The organism is Pseudonocardia sp. NPDC049154 (assembly GCF_040648315.1).
Lineage (GTDB): Bacteria > Actinomycetota > Actinomycetes > Mycobacteriales > Pseudonocardiaceae > Pseudonocardia.
Map to the genome: position 1 here is coordinate 13668 of NZ_JBEZDN010000012.1, position 15213 is coordinate 28880.

18 protein-coding genes are annotated in these 15213 nt (G+C 75.8%); 10 read left to right on the forward strand and 8 right to left on the reverse strand.

Annotated features, from left to right (window positions below; translation table 11 throughout):
• Positions 1–4: 4 nt before the first annotated feature.
• Genes AB0B41_RS09190 through AB0B41_RS09200 form a run of 3 tightly spaced genes read left to right on the forward strand, consistent with a single transcriptional unit; the run spans position 5 to position 2650 of the window.
• Positions 5–904 carry an ABC transporter substrate-binding protein gene (locus tag AB0B41_RS09190; RefSeq protein ID WP_358200761.1) on the forward strand — a complete coding sequence of 300 codons (900 nt, stop codon included), beginning with the start codon at positions 5–7 and terminating at the stop codon, positions 902–904.
• On the forward strand, positions 897–2102 hold the full coding sequence (locus tag AB0B41_RS09195) for an MFS transporter (RefSeq protein ID WP_358200763.1): 1206 nt from the start codon (positions 897–899) through the stop codon (positions 2100–2102). Before AB0B41_RS09190 ends, AB0B41_RS09195 begins: the two co-directional genes overlap by 8 nt.
• Complete coding sequence (locus AB0B41_RS09200) at positions 2099–2650, forward strand: DUF1707 domain-containing protein (RefSeq protein ID WP_358200765.1); 552 nt, start codon at positions 2099–2101, stop codon at positions 2648–2650. Before AB0B41_RS09195 ends, AB0B41_RS09200 begins: the two co-directional genes overlap by 4 nt.
• 143 nt (positions 2651–2793) lie before the next feature.
• On the opposite strand, the gene AB0B41_RS09205 is transcribed toward AB0B41_RS09200, so the two are convergent.
• The 4 genes from AB0B41_RS09205 to AB0B41_RS09220 are packed head-to-tail and all read right to left on the reverse strand — an operon-like array spanning position 2794 to position 6938.
• Positions 2794–3609: a TauD/TfdA family dioxygenase gene (locus tag AB0B41_RS09205; RefSeq protein WP_358200767.1), complete on the reverse strand. Its 816-nt coding sequence runs from the start codon at positions 3607–3609 to the stop codon at positions 2794–2796.
• Positions 3610–3645: 36 nt separating this feature from the next.
• On the reverse strand, positions 3646–4431 hold the full coding sequence (locus AB0B41_RS09210) for an ABC transporter permease (protein ID WP_358200770.1): 786 nt from the start codon (positions 4429–4431) through the stop codon (positions 3646–3648).
• Positions 4428–5372, reverse strand: a complete 945-nt coding sequence (locus AB0B41_RS09215) for an ABC transporter permease (RefSeq protein ID WP_358200772.1) — start codon at positions 5370–5372, stop codon at positions 4428–4430. The genes AB0B41_RS09210 and AB0B41_RS09215 overlap by 4 nt, the downstream gene beginning before the upstream one ends.
• Positions 5373–6938, reverse strand: a complete 1566-nt coding sequence (locus AB0B41_RS09220) for an ABC transporter substrate-binding protein (protein ID WP_358200774.1) — start codon at positions 6936–6938, stop codon at positions 5373–5375.
• Positions 6939–7140: 202 nt separating this feature from the next.
• On the opposite strand from AB0B41_RS09220, the gene AB0B41_RS09225 reads away from it, so the two are divergent.
• Positions 7141–8409 (forward strand): MFS transporter, encoded by a 1269-nt coding sequence (locus AB0B41_RS09225; RefSeq protein ID WP_358200776.1) that lies wholly within the window; start codon positions 7141–7143, stop codon positions 8407–8409.
• On the opposite strand, the gene AB0B41_RS09230 is transcribed toward AB0B41_RS09225, so the two are convergent.
• Positions 8410–9333 (reverse strand): SDR family oxidoreductase, encoded by a 924-nt coding sequence (locus AB0B41_RS09230; protein WP_358200778.1) that lies wholly within the window; start codon positions 9331–9333, stop codon positions 8410–8412. It abuts the gene before it with no gap.
• Between the two features lie 118 nt (positions 9334–9451).
• Positions 9452–9715: a hypothetical protein gene (locus AB0B41_RS09235; protein WP_358200780.1), complete on the reverse strand. Its 264-nt coding sequence runs from the start codon at positions 9713–9715 to the stop codon at positions 9452–9454.
• Between the two features lie 222 nt (positions 9716–9937).
• Between AB0B41_RS09235 and AB0B41_RS09240 the strand changes: the two genes are divergently transcribed.
• Positions 9938–10693 (forward strand): sigma-70 family RNA polymerase sigma factor, encoded by a 756-nt coding sequence (locus AB0B41_RS09240; protein ID WP_358200783.1) that lies wholly within the window; start codon positions 9938–9940, stop codon positions 10691–10693.
• Positions 10694–10697: 4 nt separating this feature from the next.
• Here AB0B41_RS09240 and AB0B41_RS09245 read toward each other — a convergent pair whose 3' ends face one another.
• Positions 10698–11114, reverse strand: a complete 417-nt coding sequence (locus AB0B41_RS09245) for a tautomerase family protein (protein ID WP_358200785.1) — start codon at positions 11112–11114, stop codon at positions 10698–10700.
• Between the two features lie 175 nt (positions 11115–11289).
• Here AB0B41_RS09245 and AB0B41_RS09250 point away from each other — a divergent pair, with 175 nt between their 5' ends.
• Genes AB0B41_RS09250 through AB0B41_RS09270 form a run of 5 tightly spaced genes read left to right on the forward strand, consistent with a single transcriptional unit; the run spans position 11290 to position 14062 of the window.
• The gene (locus AB0B41_RS09250) at positions 11290–11826 is read left to right on the forward strand and encodes a hypothetical protein (RefSeq protein ID WP_358200787.1); all 537 of its coding nucleotides are present in this window, start codon (positions 11290–11292) and stop codon (positions 11824–11826) included.
• Positions 11823–12161, forward strand: coding sequence for a hypothetical protein (locus AB0B41_RS09255; RefSeq protein WP_358200789.1), 339 nt, complete (start codon positions 11823–11825; stop codon positions 12159–12161). Before AB0B41_RS09250 ends, AB0B41_RS09255 begins: the two co-directional genes overlap by 4 nt.
• Positions 12161–12862, forward strand: coding sequence for a hypothetical protein (locus tag AB0B41_RS09260; RefSeq protein WP_358200792.1), 702 nt, complete (start codon positions 12161–12163; stop codon positions 12860–12862). Before AB0B41_RS09255 ends, AB0B41_RS09260 begins: the two co-directional genes overlap by 1 nt.
• Before the next feature lie 4 nt (positions 12863–12866).
• The gene (locus tag AB0B41_RS09265) at positions 12867–13313 is read left to right on the forward strand and encodes an FMN-binding protein (RefSeq protein ID WP_358200794.1); all 447 of its coding nucleotides are present in this window, start codon (positions 12867–12869) and stop codon (positions 13311–13313) included.
• Complete coding sequence (locus tag AB0B41_RS09270) at positions 13310–14062, forward strand: FAD:protein FMN transferase (protein ID WP_358200796.1); 753 nt, start codon at positions 13310–13312, stop codon at positions 14060–14062. The genes AB0B41_RS09265 and AB0B41_RS09270 overlap by 4 nt, the downstream gene beginning before the upstream one ends.
• Here AB0B41_RS09270 and AB0B41_RS09275 read toward each other — a convergent pair whose 3' ends face one another.
• On the reverse strand, positions 14063–15199 hold the full coding sequence (locus AB0B41_RS09275) for a hypothetical protein (RefSeq protein WP_358200798.1): 1137 nt from the start codon (positions 15197–15199) through the stop codon (positions 14063–14065).
• Positions 15200–15213: the final 14 nt, after the last annotated feature.

The following is a 15213-nucleotide window of genomic DNA, read 5'->3' on the forward strand; positions in this document are numbered from 1 at the left end:
GCCCATGACCCGCCCCAAGGTGACCATGGAGCTGCTCTCCCTGGTCTTCTCCCTGCCCCAGCTCGTCGCGAAGGACGAGGGCTACTTCGACGACGAGGGCGTCGACGTCGAGTTCGTGACCAAGGACTACGCCCGCGCCGGGATCTCCCCGGTCGAGGACCACCAGCTGCTCAGCTCGTTCGGCTCCACCAAGTCGCACTTCGAGTCCGGCGAGGCGTCCCTCTACCGCGCCTGCGAGTGGGGCCAGGTCCGCCGCACCCAGGACACCGCCGTCGGCGGGCGGATCGTGTCCAAGCGCGCCGCCGTGAACGGTCAGGCGATCATGGTCCGCGGCGACCACCCGGCCACCCACCCGCAGGACCTCGCGGGCAGGACCGTCGCGGTGAACTTCCACCACGGCTCGCACTACGTCGCGCTGCAGACCCTCGAGGGCTTCCTGCCACGCGAGGAGATCAAGGTCGCGCACTACGGCGGCCCGCAGGTCCGCTTCGAGGCGCTGCGCGACGGCACCGTCGAGGCCGCCGCCCTGATGGAGCCGTGGATCACCCTCGCCGAGAAGCAGGGCTACAAGGTGCTCGCGGAGGCCTTCTACGTCGGCGCCGAGATCGCCAGCCCCGAGGTCGACGAGGACACCTACGCGCGCATCAACCGCGCGGTCGTCCGGGCAGTCGCGAAGATCAACGAGGACCCGCGCCCGTACCTGCACCACCTCACCGGGGAGATCCCGGCCGAGCTCGGCTCGGTCTCGCCGGAGGAGATCCCGCTGGGCCGGCTGCGCTACGTCGACCCGGCGCCGTACCCGCAGGACCAGTTCCAGCGCACCTACGACTGGATGGTCTCCTGGGGCCTGATCGAGGACACGAACTCCTACGACTCCGTCGTGAAGAACCTGGTGAATGTCTGACGCCGTCTCGGCGGTCGTGCGGCCACGCCCGGCGGTCCGGGCGTGGCCGTTGTACGTCGGGGGGTTCCTCGGCCCCTACGCCAGCACGATGGTCACGCCGATGGTGCACGAGGTCGCCGCGGGCCTGGACTCCACACCGGAGCTCGCGGCCGGGGCCGTCACGGCGTACATGCTCCCGTTCGCCGCGTTGATGCTGGTCTCCGGGACGTTGGCGGAGCGGTGGGGCCGGGCCCGCACCATGCAGGTCTCGCTGCTGCTGTTCGTGCTGGCCTGCGGCCTGTGCGTGCTCGCGCCGAGCATGGGCTGGTTCCTCGCGGCCCGCGCCGCGCAGGGCGCGACCAACGCCTTCACCACCCCGCTGCTCGTCGCGGCGATCACCGACCTCGTCCCGCGGGCCCGGCTGGGCCGCGCGCTGGGTCTGTTCGCGGGGCTGCAGGCGGCCGGGCAGGCGTCGAGCCCGCTGGTGTCCGGGCCCTCGGCGGTGGTGGACTGGCGGTTGGCCTTTGCGTTCCCCGCGGCGGTCGCGCTGGTCCTGGCGCTGTTCCCGCCGACCATGACCGCCGGGGTGCGCACCGGCCCGCCGTCGATCCGCGCGTTGGCCAACCGGGACCTGGCGACGGCGTGCGGGCTGTCGTTCCTCTGCTACCTGGGCGCCGTCGGGCTCACCGTCCTGTCGATCCTGCGGGCGGAGGAGGAGTTCGGGCTGGGGCCGTGGCAGCGCGGGCTGCTCGCCGCGGCGTTCGGCGTCGCGGGGTTGCTCGCCGCACCCCTGCTCGGCCGCCGGCTCGACGCCCTCGGCCCGCGGCGCACCGGCGTCACGATGAACCTGCTGCTCGCGGCCGGTCTGCTGCTCGCCGCGCTCGGCCCGTCGGTGCTGCTGCTGGGACTCGGGATCGCGGCGGTGGGGATCGCGGTGACCGGCCTGCGCACCACGATCAACTCGGTGGCCGCGACCAGCGCGCCGACGAACCGGGCGGGGGCGGCGTCGCTGGCGCTGTCCTTCCAGTTCTTCGGCGGCGCGCTCGCCCCGCTGGTGTGGGTGCCGCTGCACGCCGGGTACGGCGCGCTCGGCTTCGCCGCGACCGTCGCGGCCCCGGCCCTCGCGCTCCTGCTGCTGGTGGGCACGCGGCGAGGGGTGCGGCCCGGAGCCGGGAATCCGCTGGACGGGATCGGGTCCCTCGGTACGGTCGAACGGTGACCGCCGCCGTGCCCGACGATCTCGAACCCCGACGCCGCGACGCGCAGCAGCGGCTGGAACGCGCGGTTGGCGAGGGCCGGTTGACCCTCGACGAGTTCACCGACCGCGTGGGGCGGGTCTGGGCGGCCGACGAGGGCGTGGCGATCGAGCGGCTGCTCACCGACCTGCCCACGCCGGTGGTGGGCGCGACCCGTCCCGGTCGATCGGTGCTGGTCAGCGTGCTCGGCGACCTGCGGCGCAAGGGCCGCTGGTCGCTGCGCCGCCGCACCACCGTGCTGCTCCTGCTCGGCGACGTCGACCTGGACCTGCGCGGCGCGGTGGTCGAGCAGGGCACGTCCGACGAGCCGATCGTGGTCGACACCTGGTCGCTGATCGGGGAGGTGCAGCTCACCGTGCCGGAGGGCGTCGAGGTCGAGATCGGCGGGTTCTCGCTGCTCGGCGACCAGAAGGTGGACCTCGCGCCGGTGCCGCGGGTTCCCGGCGCACCCGTCGTCCGGCTGCGGGTGTGGTCCCTGCTGGGCGACCTGACGGTCCGCAGCGCGGGCTGACCGGCGCTCACCCGGCGCGGCGGTGCCCCACACGGGCTGCTGGTGGACGTCGACGTGCCGCCCGGGACCCGGGCGGAGATCCATCTACCCGACGGGCGGGTGGTCGACGCCGGCCCGGGCCGGCACGTGCACCGGTTCGGGAGCTACGCCGCCTCGGTGGACCGGACCGTGAGCACGTGCAGGGTGCGCTCGCCCCGGTAGCCGTCCCGCCCGTGCAGGAACCGGTAGTTGTCCAGCACGAACAGGTCGCCCGCGTCGAGCCGGAAGCGCGGGGCCACCTCCATCGCGGTGGCCAGCACGTCCGCGTACCGGTCGATCAGCCCGAGGTGCCGGTCCCACTCCGGCTCGCGCGGGACCGGGGCCGCGTAGTCGCTCGCCCGCACCACCCGGCGACCGGCGCGGGTGTACTCGACCAGCCGCCGCACCAGCGGGGTCCCCGGCACCCCTCGAGCCGGGTTCACCCAGGTGCCGAAGTAGTCGACGTCCGTGCCGACGACGAAGTCGTGCACCTCGCGCAGCTCTGGCTCGGCGGCGGTCCGCAGCGCCTCGACCAGGGCGTACCCGTCGATCAGCACGGAGTCGCCGCCGTCGTCGGCCGCCCTGCCGCACAGCATGAGCAGCCAGTCCTCGTCCGGGTCCCGCAGGCGGACGGACCGGCCGTGCACGTCGACGACGACGTTGGCCCCGTCCGAGTGCAGCCCGAGCGGGGGCGCGTCGGGCCCGCCCTGCGGCCGGATGCCGAAGAGCTCGCGCAGGCGGCCGCCGAGCGCGGTCGCGGCCGCGTCGACCAGCCGCTCGGGGTCCGTGGCGTAGCCGGCGACGATCGCCGCGCCCTCGGCCGCGAGGCCCGCGCGCAGGTCGGTCACCACCGGCGGGACGACGCCGACCCCGCCGAGCGTCTCCTTCCACTCCGGCCGGACCTCGCCGCGCCGCCGCCCGCCCGCACCCGTGACCGCCACCCGGAGCCCCTTTCGCAAGTTACTGGCAGGAGCACCCTATCGGCCGGACCACCGCGCCTCCAGCCTCCGGCCGAGCAGCGTGACGGCCAGCGACACCGCCACGACCGCCACCGCGGGCACCAGCACGAGCTGCGGGGCGGCGAACAGGTACTGCCGCCCCTCGGCCAGCATCGCGCCCCACTCCGGGGTGGGCGGCTGGGCGCCCAGCCCCAGGAACGAGAGGCCGGCGAGCGAGAGCAGCACGTTCGCGAACCGCAGGCAGGTGTGTGCGGTCAGCGGGCGCAGCGCGTTGGGGAGGATGTGCCGCACCGCGATCCGTCCCGCCCCGGCACCGACCGCGACGGCCCCCTCCACGTACTCGCGGGCCCGTTCCCGGACCGTCAGCTGGTAGGCGAGCCGGGCGAACGGCGTCCAGCCGGTGAGCAGCACGGCGATCAGCAGGGTGGTCGGCCCGGGCTCGCGGACCGCCGCCACGACCAGGCCGACGATCACGGTCGGGATCGCGACCAGGACGTCGAGCGTGCGTTGCAGGAGCTGCCCCGCGGCCCCGCCCGCGTACCCGGCCAGGATCCCGAGCAGTGTGCCGACCGCGGCACAGGCCAGCACCGCGACCAGGGTGAACCACACGGACAGGCGGGTACCGGCGAGCAGCCGGGCCGCCACGTCCCGGCCGAGGTTGTCCGTGCCGAGCGGATGGGCGAGGGAGGGCGCGGCGAACCGGTCGGACAGGTCGGTGGTGAGCGCGTCGACCGGCAGCAGCGCGGCCACCACCAGCAACGCGGCGAGCACCGCGAAGGCGACGAGCACGGGATCGCGCCTCACACCTCCACCTCCGCCCGCGCGACGGGGTCGAGGGCGAGCTGCAGCAGTTCGGCGGCGACGCCCGCCAGCAGCGCCACCGCGACCACGGCCAACAGCCCGGCCTGCAACATCGTCAGGTCCTGGGCGATCACGGCGTCGTAGAGCAGCCGGCCCAGCCCGGGGATCCCGAACGCCACCTCGACCACCACCGCACCGCCGAGCAGGCCGGCGAAGAACATCCCGGAGAGCGCCGTGACGCCGGTCAGCGCCAGCCGCGCACCGTGCCGCCAGAGCAGCTGCGATCCGCCTATCCCCTTGGCGAGGGCGACGGTGACGTGCGGACGGGAGAGGGCGTCGATCGTCTCCGCTCGGGCGAGCTGGGCGGCGAGCGCGACGGGGAACGCGGCAAGGGTCAGCACCGGCAGAACGGCCTGCGCGGGTGTGCCCCAGCCGGTCGCCGGGAGCAACGGCACCGCGACCGCGAGCAGCAGCACCAGCACCGGCGCGAGCACGAACTCGGGCACGGCGACGCCCAGCACCGAGCACCCGGTGACCACGCGGTCCAGCCCGCCGCCCGGGCGTCGGGCCGCCCGCACGCCGAGCGGGATCCCGACCACCGCGGCGACCAGCAGCGCGAGCGCCGCCAGCACCGCCGACACCCCGAGCGCCGCCGCGAGCTGCGGCGCGATCGCCGTACGGGTGGCGTACGAGAAACCGAGGTCGCCGGTGAGCGCGTGGCCGAGCCAGCGCAGGTACTGCACTGTCCACGAGCGGTCCAGGCCCAGCTCGGCCGCCACCCGTGCGGCCACCGCCGGGTCCGGCTCGGCCTCCGCGACGCGGCCGCGCAGCACCGCCCGGACGGTGTCGACGCCGGCCAGCCGCGGCAGCAGGAAGATCAGCAGCGAGGCGCCGAGCAGGACCGCCGGGAGGGTCGCCAGCCGGCGCGCGAGGGTGCCGCCCACTCAGCCGGTGCGGGTCAGCTCGGGCGTGATCAACGACTTCGCCAGCGGGTCCACGGTGTACCCGGAGACGCCCCTGGTCACCGCGTTCTCCTGCGAGTGCACCAGCGGCAGGCCCACGGCGTCCGCGGTCAGCTTCGCCGCCGCGGCCCTGAACACCTCCTGGCGCTGCGCCGGGTCCGCGGTCGTGGCCAGCGGGGCGAGGAGCGCGTCGTACTCGGCCGAGCAGTACCGGTTGATGTTGTACGAGCCGGCGCAGGAGTAGTCCGTGACCAGCGTGGACCCGGTGTCCGGCACGTCGGTGAGGTAGTTGCGGGACAGCAGGAACATGTCGTAGCGCCCGGCCAGCAGCTCCGGCTCCTGCGGCCCGTACTCGCCGATCCGGATCTGCGCGTCGACGCCGACCTCGCGGAGCATCCCCTGGACCGCGGTGGCGAGCGTGGGCAGCTCGGGGCGGTTCGGGTAGGTCTGCAACCGCACGGTCAGCGGCCGGTCCGGCCCGAACCCGGCCTGGGCCAGCAGGGCCTTGGCGCCCTGCGGGTCCGGCGCGGGCGGCGGGTCCTGGCTGCCCCACGCGACGGCCGGGCCGAAGAGCTCCGACGCCGGCAGGGCCGAGCCCGCCAACGCCTGCTCGGCCAGCGCGGTGCGGTCGATCGCCGTGGCGACGGCCTGCCGCACCCGGATGTCCGAGAACGGCTCGGCGGACTGGTTGAGCATCAGCGAGACGGTCCGCGGGGCGGCGACGGTCTGGTCGTCGTAGCCGCCGTCGGGGGTGAACTCGAGCAGCGCGGACTCGGGCAGCCCCTGCGCGACGTCGACGTCCCCGGCCCGCAGCGCCAGCGCCCGGGCCGCCGGGTCGGTCACGTACCGCACGCTCACCGTCGCGAGCTGCGGCCGGCCGCCCCAGTAGGCGTCGTTGCGCTCGAGGGTCGCCTGCTGGGTGCCGTCCGCGGCGACCAGCCGCATGGGTCCCGTCCCCGTGCCGACCACGGCGGGCGGCCCGCCGGTGTAGGCGGACGGGGCGAGGATCGCGGTGTTCACGCTGCTCAGCCGCAGGGGCAGGATCGGGTCCGGCGTCGTCGTCGTGATCGCGACGGCGGCCGGGCCGTCCTCGGCGACCTGCAGCCCGATGCCCTTGATCGCCCGCGGCGGGGCGGCGACGCCGGCGACCCAGGACAGCGCGGTGACCACGGCCGCCGGGGTGAGCGGGGTGCCGTCGTGGAAGGTGACGCCGGGCCGCAGCGCGAACCGCCAGGTGCGCGGGTCGGCGGTCTGCACCCAGGAGATCGCGAGGCCGGGCTGCGGGGCGCCGTCCGGCCCGGCCTTGACCAGTGCCTCGGCCGAGCCCAGCTGCGCGACGACGAACGCGTCGTCGGTGTCCATCGCGTAGCCCGAGCGCGGCGCGAACTGGGCCGCCAGGCGGAGCTCGCCGTCCGGAACCGGGGTACCGGTCGGCGCGGCGCCGGACCCGCAGGCCGTGACGAGGCCGACCAGGGCGACGACGGCGAGGGCGACGACGAGCCGCACGCGGGCGCGCAGGCCCGGACGGGGTGTGGTGGGGCGGGGCATCGGGGCCTTCCTGGTCGCGACCCTGGTCTCGGCTCCGTGGCCGGCACGGCGCCGGGGCCGGCGGGCGCCGCCGGACCGCCGAGATCGTCTGTGCATCGGAACAGGCTGTCAATCATGTGCGCCGACCTGCATGAATGTCGCGGACGTGATCAAGTGCGTCCCTCTGTCGCGTGATGGCGGCAAATGCTAGTAATAGGCGGTTATGCCCGAAACCCGGCCCGAGGAGCCTTCCCCTGCGCCGGCCGGGCTGCGCCGATTCGCCGCCCTGGCCGACTTCGGCCGGCTGCCACCCGTCATGCGGCTGCTCGTGGTCACGCAGCTGGCGTTCAACGTCGGCTTCTCCATGGTGCTGCCGTACCTGGCGACGCACCTCGCCGAGGACCTCGCGCTCGCGGGCGGCGTCGTCGGGCTGGTGCTCGGGCTGCGGACGTTCAGCCAGCAGGGCCTGTTCGTGGTGGGCGGGGCACTCGCCGATCGGTGGGGGGCGAAACCGGTCGTCCTGGCGGGCTGCGTGCTGCGCGTCGCGGGGTTCGTGCTCCTCGGCGTCGCGACGGCGCTGCCGGGCGTGCTGGCCGGGGCGCTGCTCACCGGGTTCGCGGCCGCCCTGTTCTCGCCGGCCGTCGAGTCGTCGCTGGCCCGCGAGGCCGGGGCGCAGGAGGAGGTCGGCGGGGTCGCGCGGGCGGACGTCTTCGCGATGTTCGCGGTCAGCGGCCAGATCGGCTCCGTGGTCGGGCCGCTCGTCGGCACCGCGCTGCTGCTCGTCGACTTCCGGCTGGCCTGCCTGGTCGCCGCCGGCGCGTTCGTGCTGATCCTGGCCGCGCACGCCGCGTGGCTGCCGCGCCGGCCCGCCCCGCACGCGGGCGAGCCGCTCCTCGCCGGGTGGGCGGAGGTGCTGGCCAACCGGCGCTTCCTCGCGTTCGCGGCGGGCTACTCCGGCTACCTGCTCTGCTACAACCAGCTCTACCTGGCCCTGCCCGCCGAGCTCACCCGCGCGACCGGCGGCCAGGCGGCGCTGGGCTGGCTGTTCGTGCTGGCCTCGGTGATGGTGATCGTCGGGCAGCTGCCGGTCACGCGGTGGGCGCGGCGGCGCGGCGGGCTGCGGCCGCTGGTGCTCGGGTTCGTGCTCATGGCGGCGGCGTTCGCGGTCGTCGCGGTGGCGGTCGCCGCGCTCCCCCCGGCGCTCTGGCCCGCGGTCGCGTTCGTCGTGCTGCTCACCGCGGGGCAGATGCTCGCCGTGCCGATCGCACAGGACCTCGTGCCGCGGCTGGCCGGGGAGCGCCGGCTCGGCGCCTACTTCGGCGTGCTGTCCTCGGCGGGCGGGCTCGCGGTGCTGGTGGGCAGCACCGGCGCCGGAGCGCTGCTCGACCCGTCCGTCGCCCCGCCCGTGGTCGGGTGGGTGGTGCTGGCCGCGGTGCCGCTGCTCAGCGCGCTGGTGATCGGCCGGCTGGCACGGCGCGGTGCCCTCGACTGATCACCGGTACCCGGTCGTGTCGGCCGGCTTGCCCGGGTCCTGGACCTCCACGACGTAGCGCCAGGCGTCCGGCCGGGAACCGTCGAGGTCGTCGACGCCGTAGACCTGCGCGAGCTCGCCGCTCGACGTCGAGCGCCCGGTCCAGCGCGCCCGGTCCGGGTCCGCGGCCAGCGCGGCGATCCCGCGGCCCACGAACCGCGGCGTCTCGGAGATCGCGAAGTGCGGCACCGTCGTCAGGGCGTCCCGCCAGGTCTCCTCGGTCACGCCGTAGTGGTCCAGCATCGCCTCCGACCGCAGCCAGCCGGGGGTCACGGCGACCGCCGTGCCGCCGTGCTCGCGCAGCTCGTGCGCCCAGCTGCGGGCCAGCCGGATCGGCGCGACCTTGGCCAGGTCGTAGTACACGGTGAGCCGGTAGTTCTCGGCGTTGTACTCCGCGGTGCCGTCGGTGATCTCGACGACGAGCCCGCCCGGCTCGCGGACGAGGAGCGGGAAGGCGTACCGCGCCGTGACGATGTGGGTGTCGATCGCGAGCCGCAGCAGGCGCAGGCCGTCGTCGAGGGAGTGCTCCCACACCGGACGGAACCACTCGGTCAGCGGGTCGCCGCCGAAGATGTCGTTGACCACCACGTCGAGCCGGCCCTGCTCGGCGTCGATCCGCGCGCACAGCGCCTCCACCTGCGCCGGGTCCAGATGGTCGACGACGGCCGGGACCACCCGCCCGGCGAGCCCCGCCGCCAGCTCCGCGGTCTGCTCGATCGTCTCCGCACGGCCGTACTCCGACGGCCTCCCGGTGGTGCTGCGTCCGGTCGCGTAGACCGTCGCGCCCGCCGCCGCGAGCTCCAGCGCGATCCCCCGCCCCGCGCCCCGGGTCGCCCCCGCAACCAGCGCGACCCTGCCCTGCAATGGTGCCGTTCCCGCCGTCATGCACCCCACGCTCCCCCGCATCCCTGACAGGTGCGGTCAGGAAACAGCCGCGGACCACGAGGCCCCCAGCGCGCACACCCCGCGGAGCGTCCCGCGGGCGGGGTGCGTCGGCCATCCGCTACGCCGCCCCACCACCCTGGTCGTCGACGGGGAGGGGAAAGGCCAGCCGGACCGTGGTGCCGCGGGACGAGTGCAGGACGGTGACCTCCGTGAGCTCCGTGGCCACCCGGAGACCGTCGGCGGCGGGCGGGTCGGTGCACGGGCCGTCGCCCACGTCGACCCGGATCCGGACGCCGTCGGCGCGGGAGCACCACCGGACCCGCACCAGTCCTTCCGCCGTCCGGATCGGCGTCCACGTCGCCGCCCGGATCGTCGCCCACATGCCCCCGACGGGACCGGCCAAACACCCGGCCGGTGAGGCACAGGAAACCTCCGCGTGGCCGGTTTGGCCCGCCCGACCCCGGGCACCCGCCCCGCACTCCCGGCGCTCCCGCGCGGCGGGCCCGCCGTTCGGCAGGCGGCGGCGGCAGCGGGCGGCCGCGTCCCGCCCTCGCCTCCGGCCACGCCGGGTCCACCCCCTTCCGCGGAGGAGGCTGCGCGCACCGTGGACGCCCCCAGCGACTACGCCCGGCTCCTGCCGACGCTCGCGGAGTACGCCGCTCTGCCGGACGACGACCCGCGCCGGGCGGCCCTGCGGTCCACGCTGATCCTCGCCTTCCTGCCGGTCGTGCAGCACCTCGCGCGGCGCTACGGCGACGAGGCCGCCCGGGAGGACCTGACGCAGGCGGGCGTGATCGGCCTGATCCACGCGGTCGACCACTGGGATCCCGACGCGGCGCGCGGCGACGCGCTCGGGTACGTCGTGCCTTGCGTGCGCGGGGAGATCCTGCGGCACCTCCGGGACCGCACGTGGTCGGTGCGGGTGTCGCGGCCGGTGAAGGAGCTGGTCGTGACGGTCGACAAGGCCGTCGGCCCGCTCACGCAGCGGCTGGGGCGGGCGCCGCGGCCGAGCGAGCTCGCCGAGCACCTCGGGGTGCGCGTCGACGACGTGATCGACGCGATCGCGGTCCGGGCCGAGCGGCGCAGCGCCAGCCTCGACGCGTCGATCGAGCCCGGCGAGTCCCCGCTCGGCGAGCGGCTCGGGGACGCCGACCCCGCGATGGAGGACGTGGAGTTCCGCCGCAGCGTCTGGCCGCTGCTGGCCGGGCTGCCGGAGCGGGAGCGGCGGATCGTGCTGCTGCGCTTCTTCGGCAACAAGACCCAGTCCGAGATCGGGGAGCTGGTCGGGCTCTCGCAGATGCACGTCTCGCGGCTGCTCGCCCGCGCCCTCGCGACCCTGCGCCGCGGCCTGATGTCGTGACGGGCTACGGGGTGGCCGCGCGGGCGGCGATCTCATCGGCCCGGACGCTCGCGGCGGCGACGCCGCCGATCGCCCAGTTCTCCGGCGCGACCTCGACGATCCGGCCCCGTACCAGCCGTCGCTCCGCCCCGAGCACGTCGACGACCAGGTCGGTCAGGCGCGCGAGCAGTTCCTGGCGCTGGGTCGCCGGCCTGCCCGCGAGCACGATCGCGGTGAAGTAGGGCGCGGCCGGCGCGCCCTCGGCCACGACCTCGCCGCCCACGGCAGCGCTCTCCGGGTCGTACTCGACCACGAACACGCGCACCCGCTCGATCGGCGAGTCCAGCACCTCGGCGTAGACCCGGCTCGCCTCGACCAGCAGCCTCCGTCGCTGCGCGGGGTCGACGCCGCGCCGCACGATGTGGAAATGGGCGACGGGCATGCGACCTCCTCCGCGTGACGACGGCACCGATCCTCACGCCACCGCCCCGCCGGGTCGACCCTGCCGTTCGCCGGTGGGGAAGGGCGGCCGCCCCACAGCCCGTTCACAGCCCGCACACCGTCGCCGCCCACCAAGGCCCCGGACGCTGGTCCTCGACCGATGCCGAAGGAGCACCGTGAGCAACGACCTGTCGCCCAGCGGGTCCCGCTGGGAACCCTTCTCCTCCCCGCGCCCCGTCCTCGCCCACCCCGACGACCGCCCCGACGACCGCCCCGAAGGAGTGATCACGGACGACCGCACGGAGGCCCACGCGCCGCACCCCGTCTACGACATCACCTCGACGCCCACGCACGCCGTCGCGGGGCCGCCCGGCCGGAAGGGCGTGCGCCGGGCCGTCGTGCTGGTCGCCGCGGCCGCCGGCCTCGTGCTCGCCGGCGGGGCCGGCGGGTACGCGATCGGGCACGCCACCGGCGGCACCACCGCGGCCGGGATCGACGGCGGGGCCGGTGGGTTCGGCGGGGACCGTCATCGCGTCGGCGGGAAGGCCCCGGGCGACGGGCAGGGCGGCCTCGGCGTGCCGGACGGCGGGGCCCTCCCGCAGGGCGGCACCGGGACGGGCGGCACCGGAACAGGCACCGACACCGGCGGGACCGGGTCGGGCGCAGGAACGGGAACCGCCACCACGACCGCCACCTCCGGGCTCTCCGCGTGAGCATCACCCTCGACCCGCGCGTCCCCCGGCACGGCTCCCGCATCGACACCCGCCCGGCCCGCACCGACGCCGCCGTCCGCCACCTCGCCGGCACCCTGGTCGCGGCGAGCCTGGTGGTCGTCACGTACCTCTGGCTCGCGGGCGGCGGGATCCAGGCCCTCGCCTCCTGGGCCGACGGCCTGACCTCGCTGGGCCGGTGGACGGGCCTGCTCGCCGCGGACCTCCTCCTGGTCCAGGTCCTGCTGATGGCCCGCATTCCGCCGCTGGAGCGCGCGGTCGGCCAGGACCGCCTCGCCCGCGTCCACCGGTCGCCGGGTTCAGCTCGTTCACGCTGATGCTCGTCCACCTGGCGCTGATCACGTGGGGCTACGCCGGCGGCCGGGTCACCGCGGTCCCCGGCACCTTCTGGACTCTCACCGTCGACTACCCCGGCATGCTGCTGGCGCTGGCCGGCACCGTCTGCCTGATTCTCGTCGTGGTGACGAGTGTGCGCGCCGCCCGCAGCCGGCTCCGCCACGAGTCCTGGCACCTGCTGCACCTCTACACCGTCAAGGACCTGGGCGACGGCAGCCGGCTCGTCCGCAGCCTGCGCCCCGGCACCCGCGTGCTGGTCGAGGGCCCCTACGGCCGGCTCACCGCCCGCCCGCGCACCCGCGACCGGGTCGCACTGATCGGTGCCGGCGTCGGGATCACCCCGCTCCGGGCGCTGGCCGAGGGACTGCCGTACGCCCCCGGTGACGCGGTGCTCCTCCACCGCGGCGCGCCGCTGTTCACCGCCGAGTTCGACGTCCTCGCCCGCGAGCGCGGCCTGCAGGTGCACCGGCTCCCCGGCCCGCGCCGCGCCGCGGACTCCTGGCTCGGCGACGGGGCCGGCCCCGGCGACGACCGGGCCGTCCTGCTCGGCCTGGTCCCCGACGTCGCCCAGCGGGACGTCTACCTCTGCGGCCCCGACGCCTGGTCCGCCTCCGTGCGCCGGACCCTGGCCGCCGCCGGGGTGCCGGCGAGCCGCATCCACGTCGAGAAGTTCGGATGGTGACCGCGTGCGCCGCATCCTGACCTGGTTCCTGGGCACGGTCGCCGTCGTCGCGCTGCTGTTCGGCTACAAGACATCGACCGGCGCCTCCGTCACACCCACTTCGGACACCGTCGTGGCCGCATCGGGCACGGGCCCGAGCACCGGCAGCACCGGCGCCTCGGACAGCACCGGCAGTACCACCTACACCGGTTCCGTCGCCCAGACCCGGTGGGGACCCGTGCAGGTCACGATCACCGTGGCCGGCGGGCGGATCACCGACGTCTCCGTCCCGCAGTACCCGGACGGCAACGGCAAGGACCAGCAGATCAACGCCTCCGCCCTGCCCGTGCTGACCCGGGAGACGATCAGCGCGCAGAGCACCGACATCGACATGGTCAGCGGCGCGACCGTGACCTCGGAGGGCTACGTCGAGTCCCTGCAGAGCGCCCTCGACCAGGCCGGCCTCGCGTGACCGCACCCGCCGCACCCCGCCCGGCCCGGTACGTCCCGCACGTCATGGGGATGCCGGTCAGCCTCGCCCTGCGCGGCCGGCACACCACCGACGCCCCCGCCCGCGCCGCCTGGGCCGAGGCCCTCGCCGTGCTGCGCGAGGCCGACCGCGTCTTCAGCACCTACCGGCCCGACTCGGTGGTGTCCCGGCTGGGCCGCGGCGAGCTCGACGAGCGGGACTGTCCGCCCGAGGTGCACGAGGTCCTGGCGATCGCCGAGGCCACCCGCCGCGACTCCGACGGCGCGTTCGACGTCCGGCGCGACGGGCGCCTGGACCCCTCCGGCGTGGTCAAGGGCTGGGCCGTGGAGCGGGCGGCCGCGCCGCTGCGGGCGCTGCCGGACACCGACTTCTGCCTCTCCGCGGGCGGCGACCTGACCTGCCGCACCCTTCGACCCGACGACGCCCCGTGGCGGGTCGGCGTCGAGGATCCGCGCGACCCGCGGCGGCTGGTCGCTTTGGTGCCGGTCCGCACCGGGGCCGTCGCCACCTCGGGTGCGGCCCACCGTGGCGCGCACGTGGTCGACGCGCGGACCGGGCTCCCGCCGACCGGCCTCGGCTCCGTCACCGTCGTCGCGCCTTCGCTCACGGACGCCGACGTCGACGCCACCGCCGCCTACGCCCTCGGGCCGGACGCCGCGCGCTGGCTCGCCGCGCGCGGCCGGACGGGGCTGGTGGTCGGCGACGACGGCGTCACGACGGTCGTGGGGTAGTCACTCCTCGCGGGCCGCGGGCTCGAGCCGGGCCGCGATGTCGCGGCGCTCCCGCTGCCGGTGGCCGTAGGCGACCAGCCGGACCGTGGCGTCGTCCTCCAGCCCGGACCCGACCGCCCCGGCGACGACGCCCATGATCGTCGCCAGGACCACGATCCGCACGTAGTCGGCGAGCCCGGCAGGATGCCCGAGCACCTGGGCCAGGTACGACGCCGGGATGATCACCGACGCGACGATCGAGTTGAGCACGAGCAGGGCCAGCGAGAACAGGCCCGTACCGGTCACCAGCGTGAGAACCGTGCCCAGGTTGAGCAGCCGGTCCAGGCCGAGCTCGGGGGACCCCCGCTCCCACAGCCGGTGGCCGACGATCAGCCAGGCCACGAACACCGCGATCGAGCCGACGAACGCGAGCCCGAGTCGCCACGGTTCGAGCGCGGCGGCGAGCGTCCAGAGGTTGGAGTAGAGCAGCCCGAAGGCCGAACCGGCGGCGGCCCCGGCCAGCGCCGTACCCAGCCCGACGGTCAGCCGCCACGGCCGGTTGGTGCGCACCATGCCGGCGAGCAGCCGCAGCGAGCCGCGCCGGGTCAGCACGGTCTCGTCGGAGTCGTCGCTCAGCGCGCCCGGCTCGGTCAGCAGGGCCGCGCGCCGGGTCGGCCGGCGGGCCGCCGCGGCCGTGTCGATCCCGAGCAGCCGCCCCACCAGCTCGACGACGGCGTCGCGGACCCGCGGGAGCAGCCGCACCCCGCCGAGGGCGGGCACGGACACGACCGCGACCCGGTCCCGCTCCCCCACCTGCGCGACGACCGGGACGCCGCTGGACCTGGCCGGCACGTCGGTCAGGCAGACCGCGACGTCCCAGCGCGTCCGGCGCACCCGCTCGCGCGCCCGGTCCAGGGCACGCTCGCCGCGGTCGTTGGCCTCGAAGGGCTCGACGACGGTCTCGACCTCCCAGGTCCGCGCGGCGTCCAACCGCGCGGCCAGGACCTGCGGCAGGCCCTCGGCGAGCCGGGTGGCCAGCTCGCCGGGCAGGTTCGGGTCGGCCAGCAGGCCGACGACGGTGACGGTCTCGGTGTCGGTCCGGGTGTCGCTGTCGGCGGCCACGTGGCCGAGGGGCTCGCGGATCGGCTCGTCCGGCATGCCGGAGGACTACC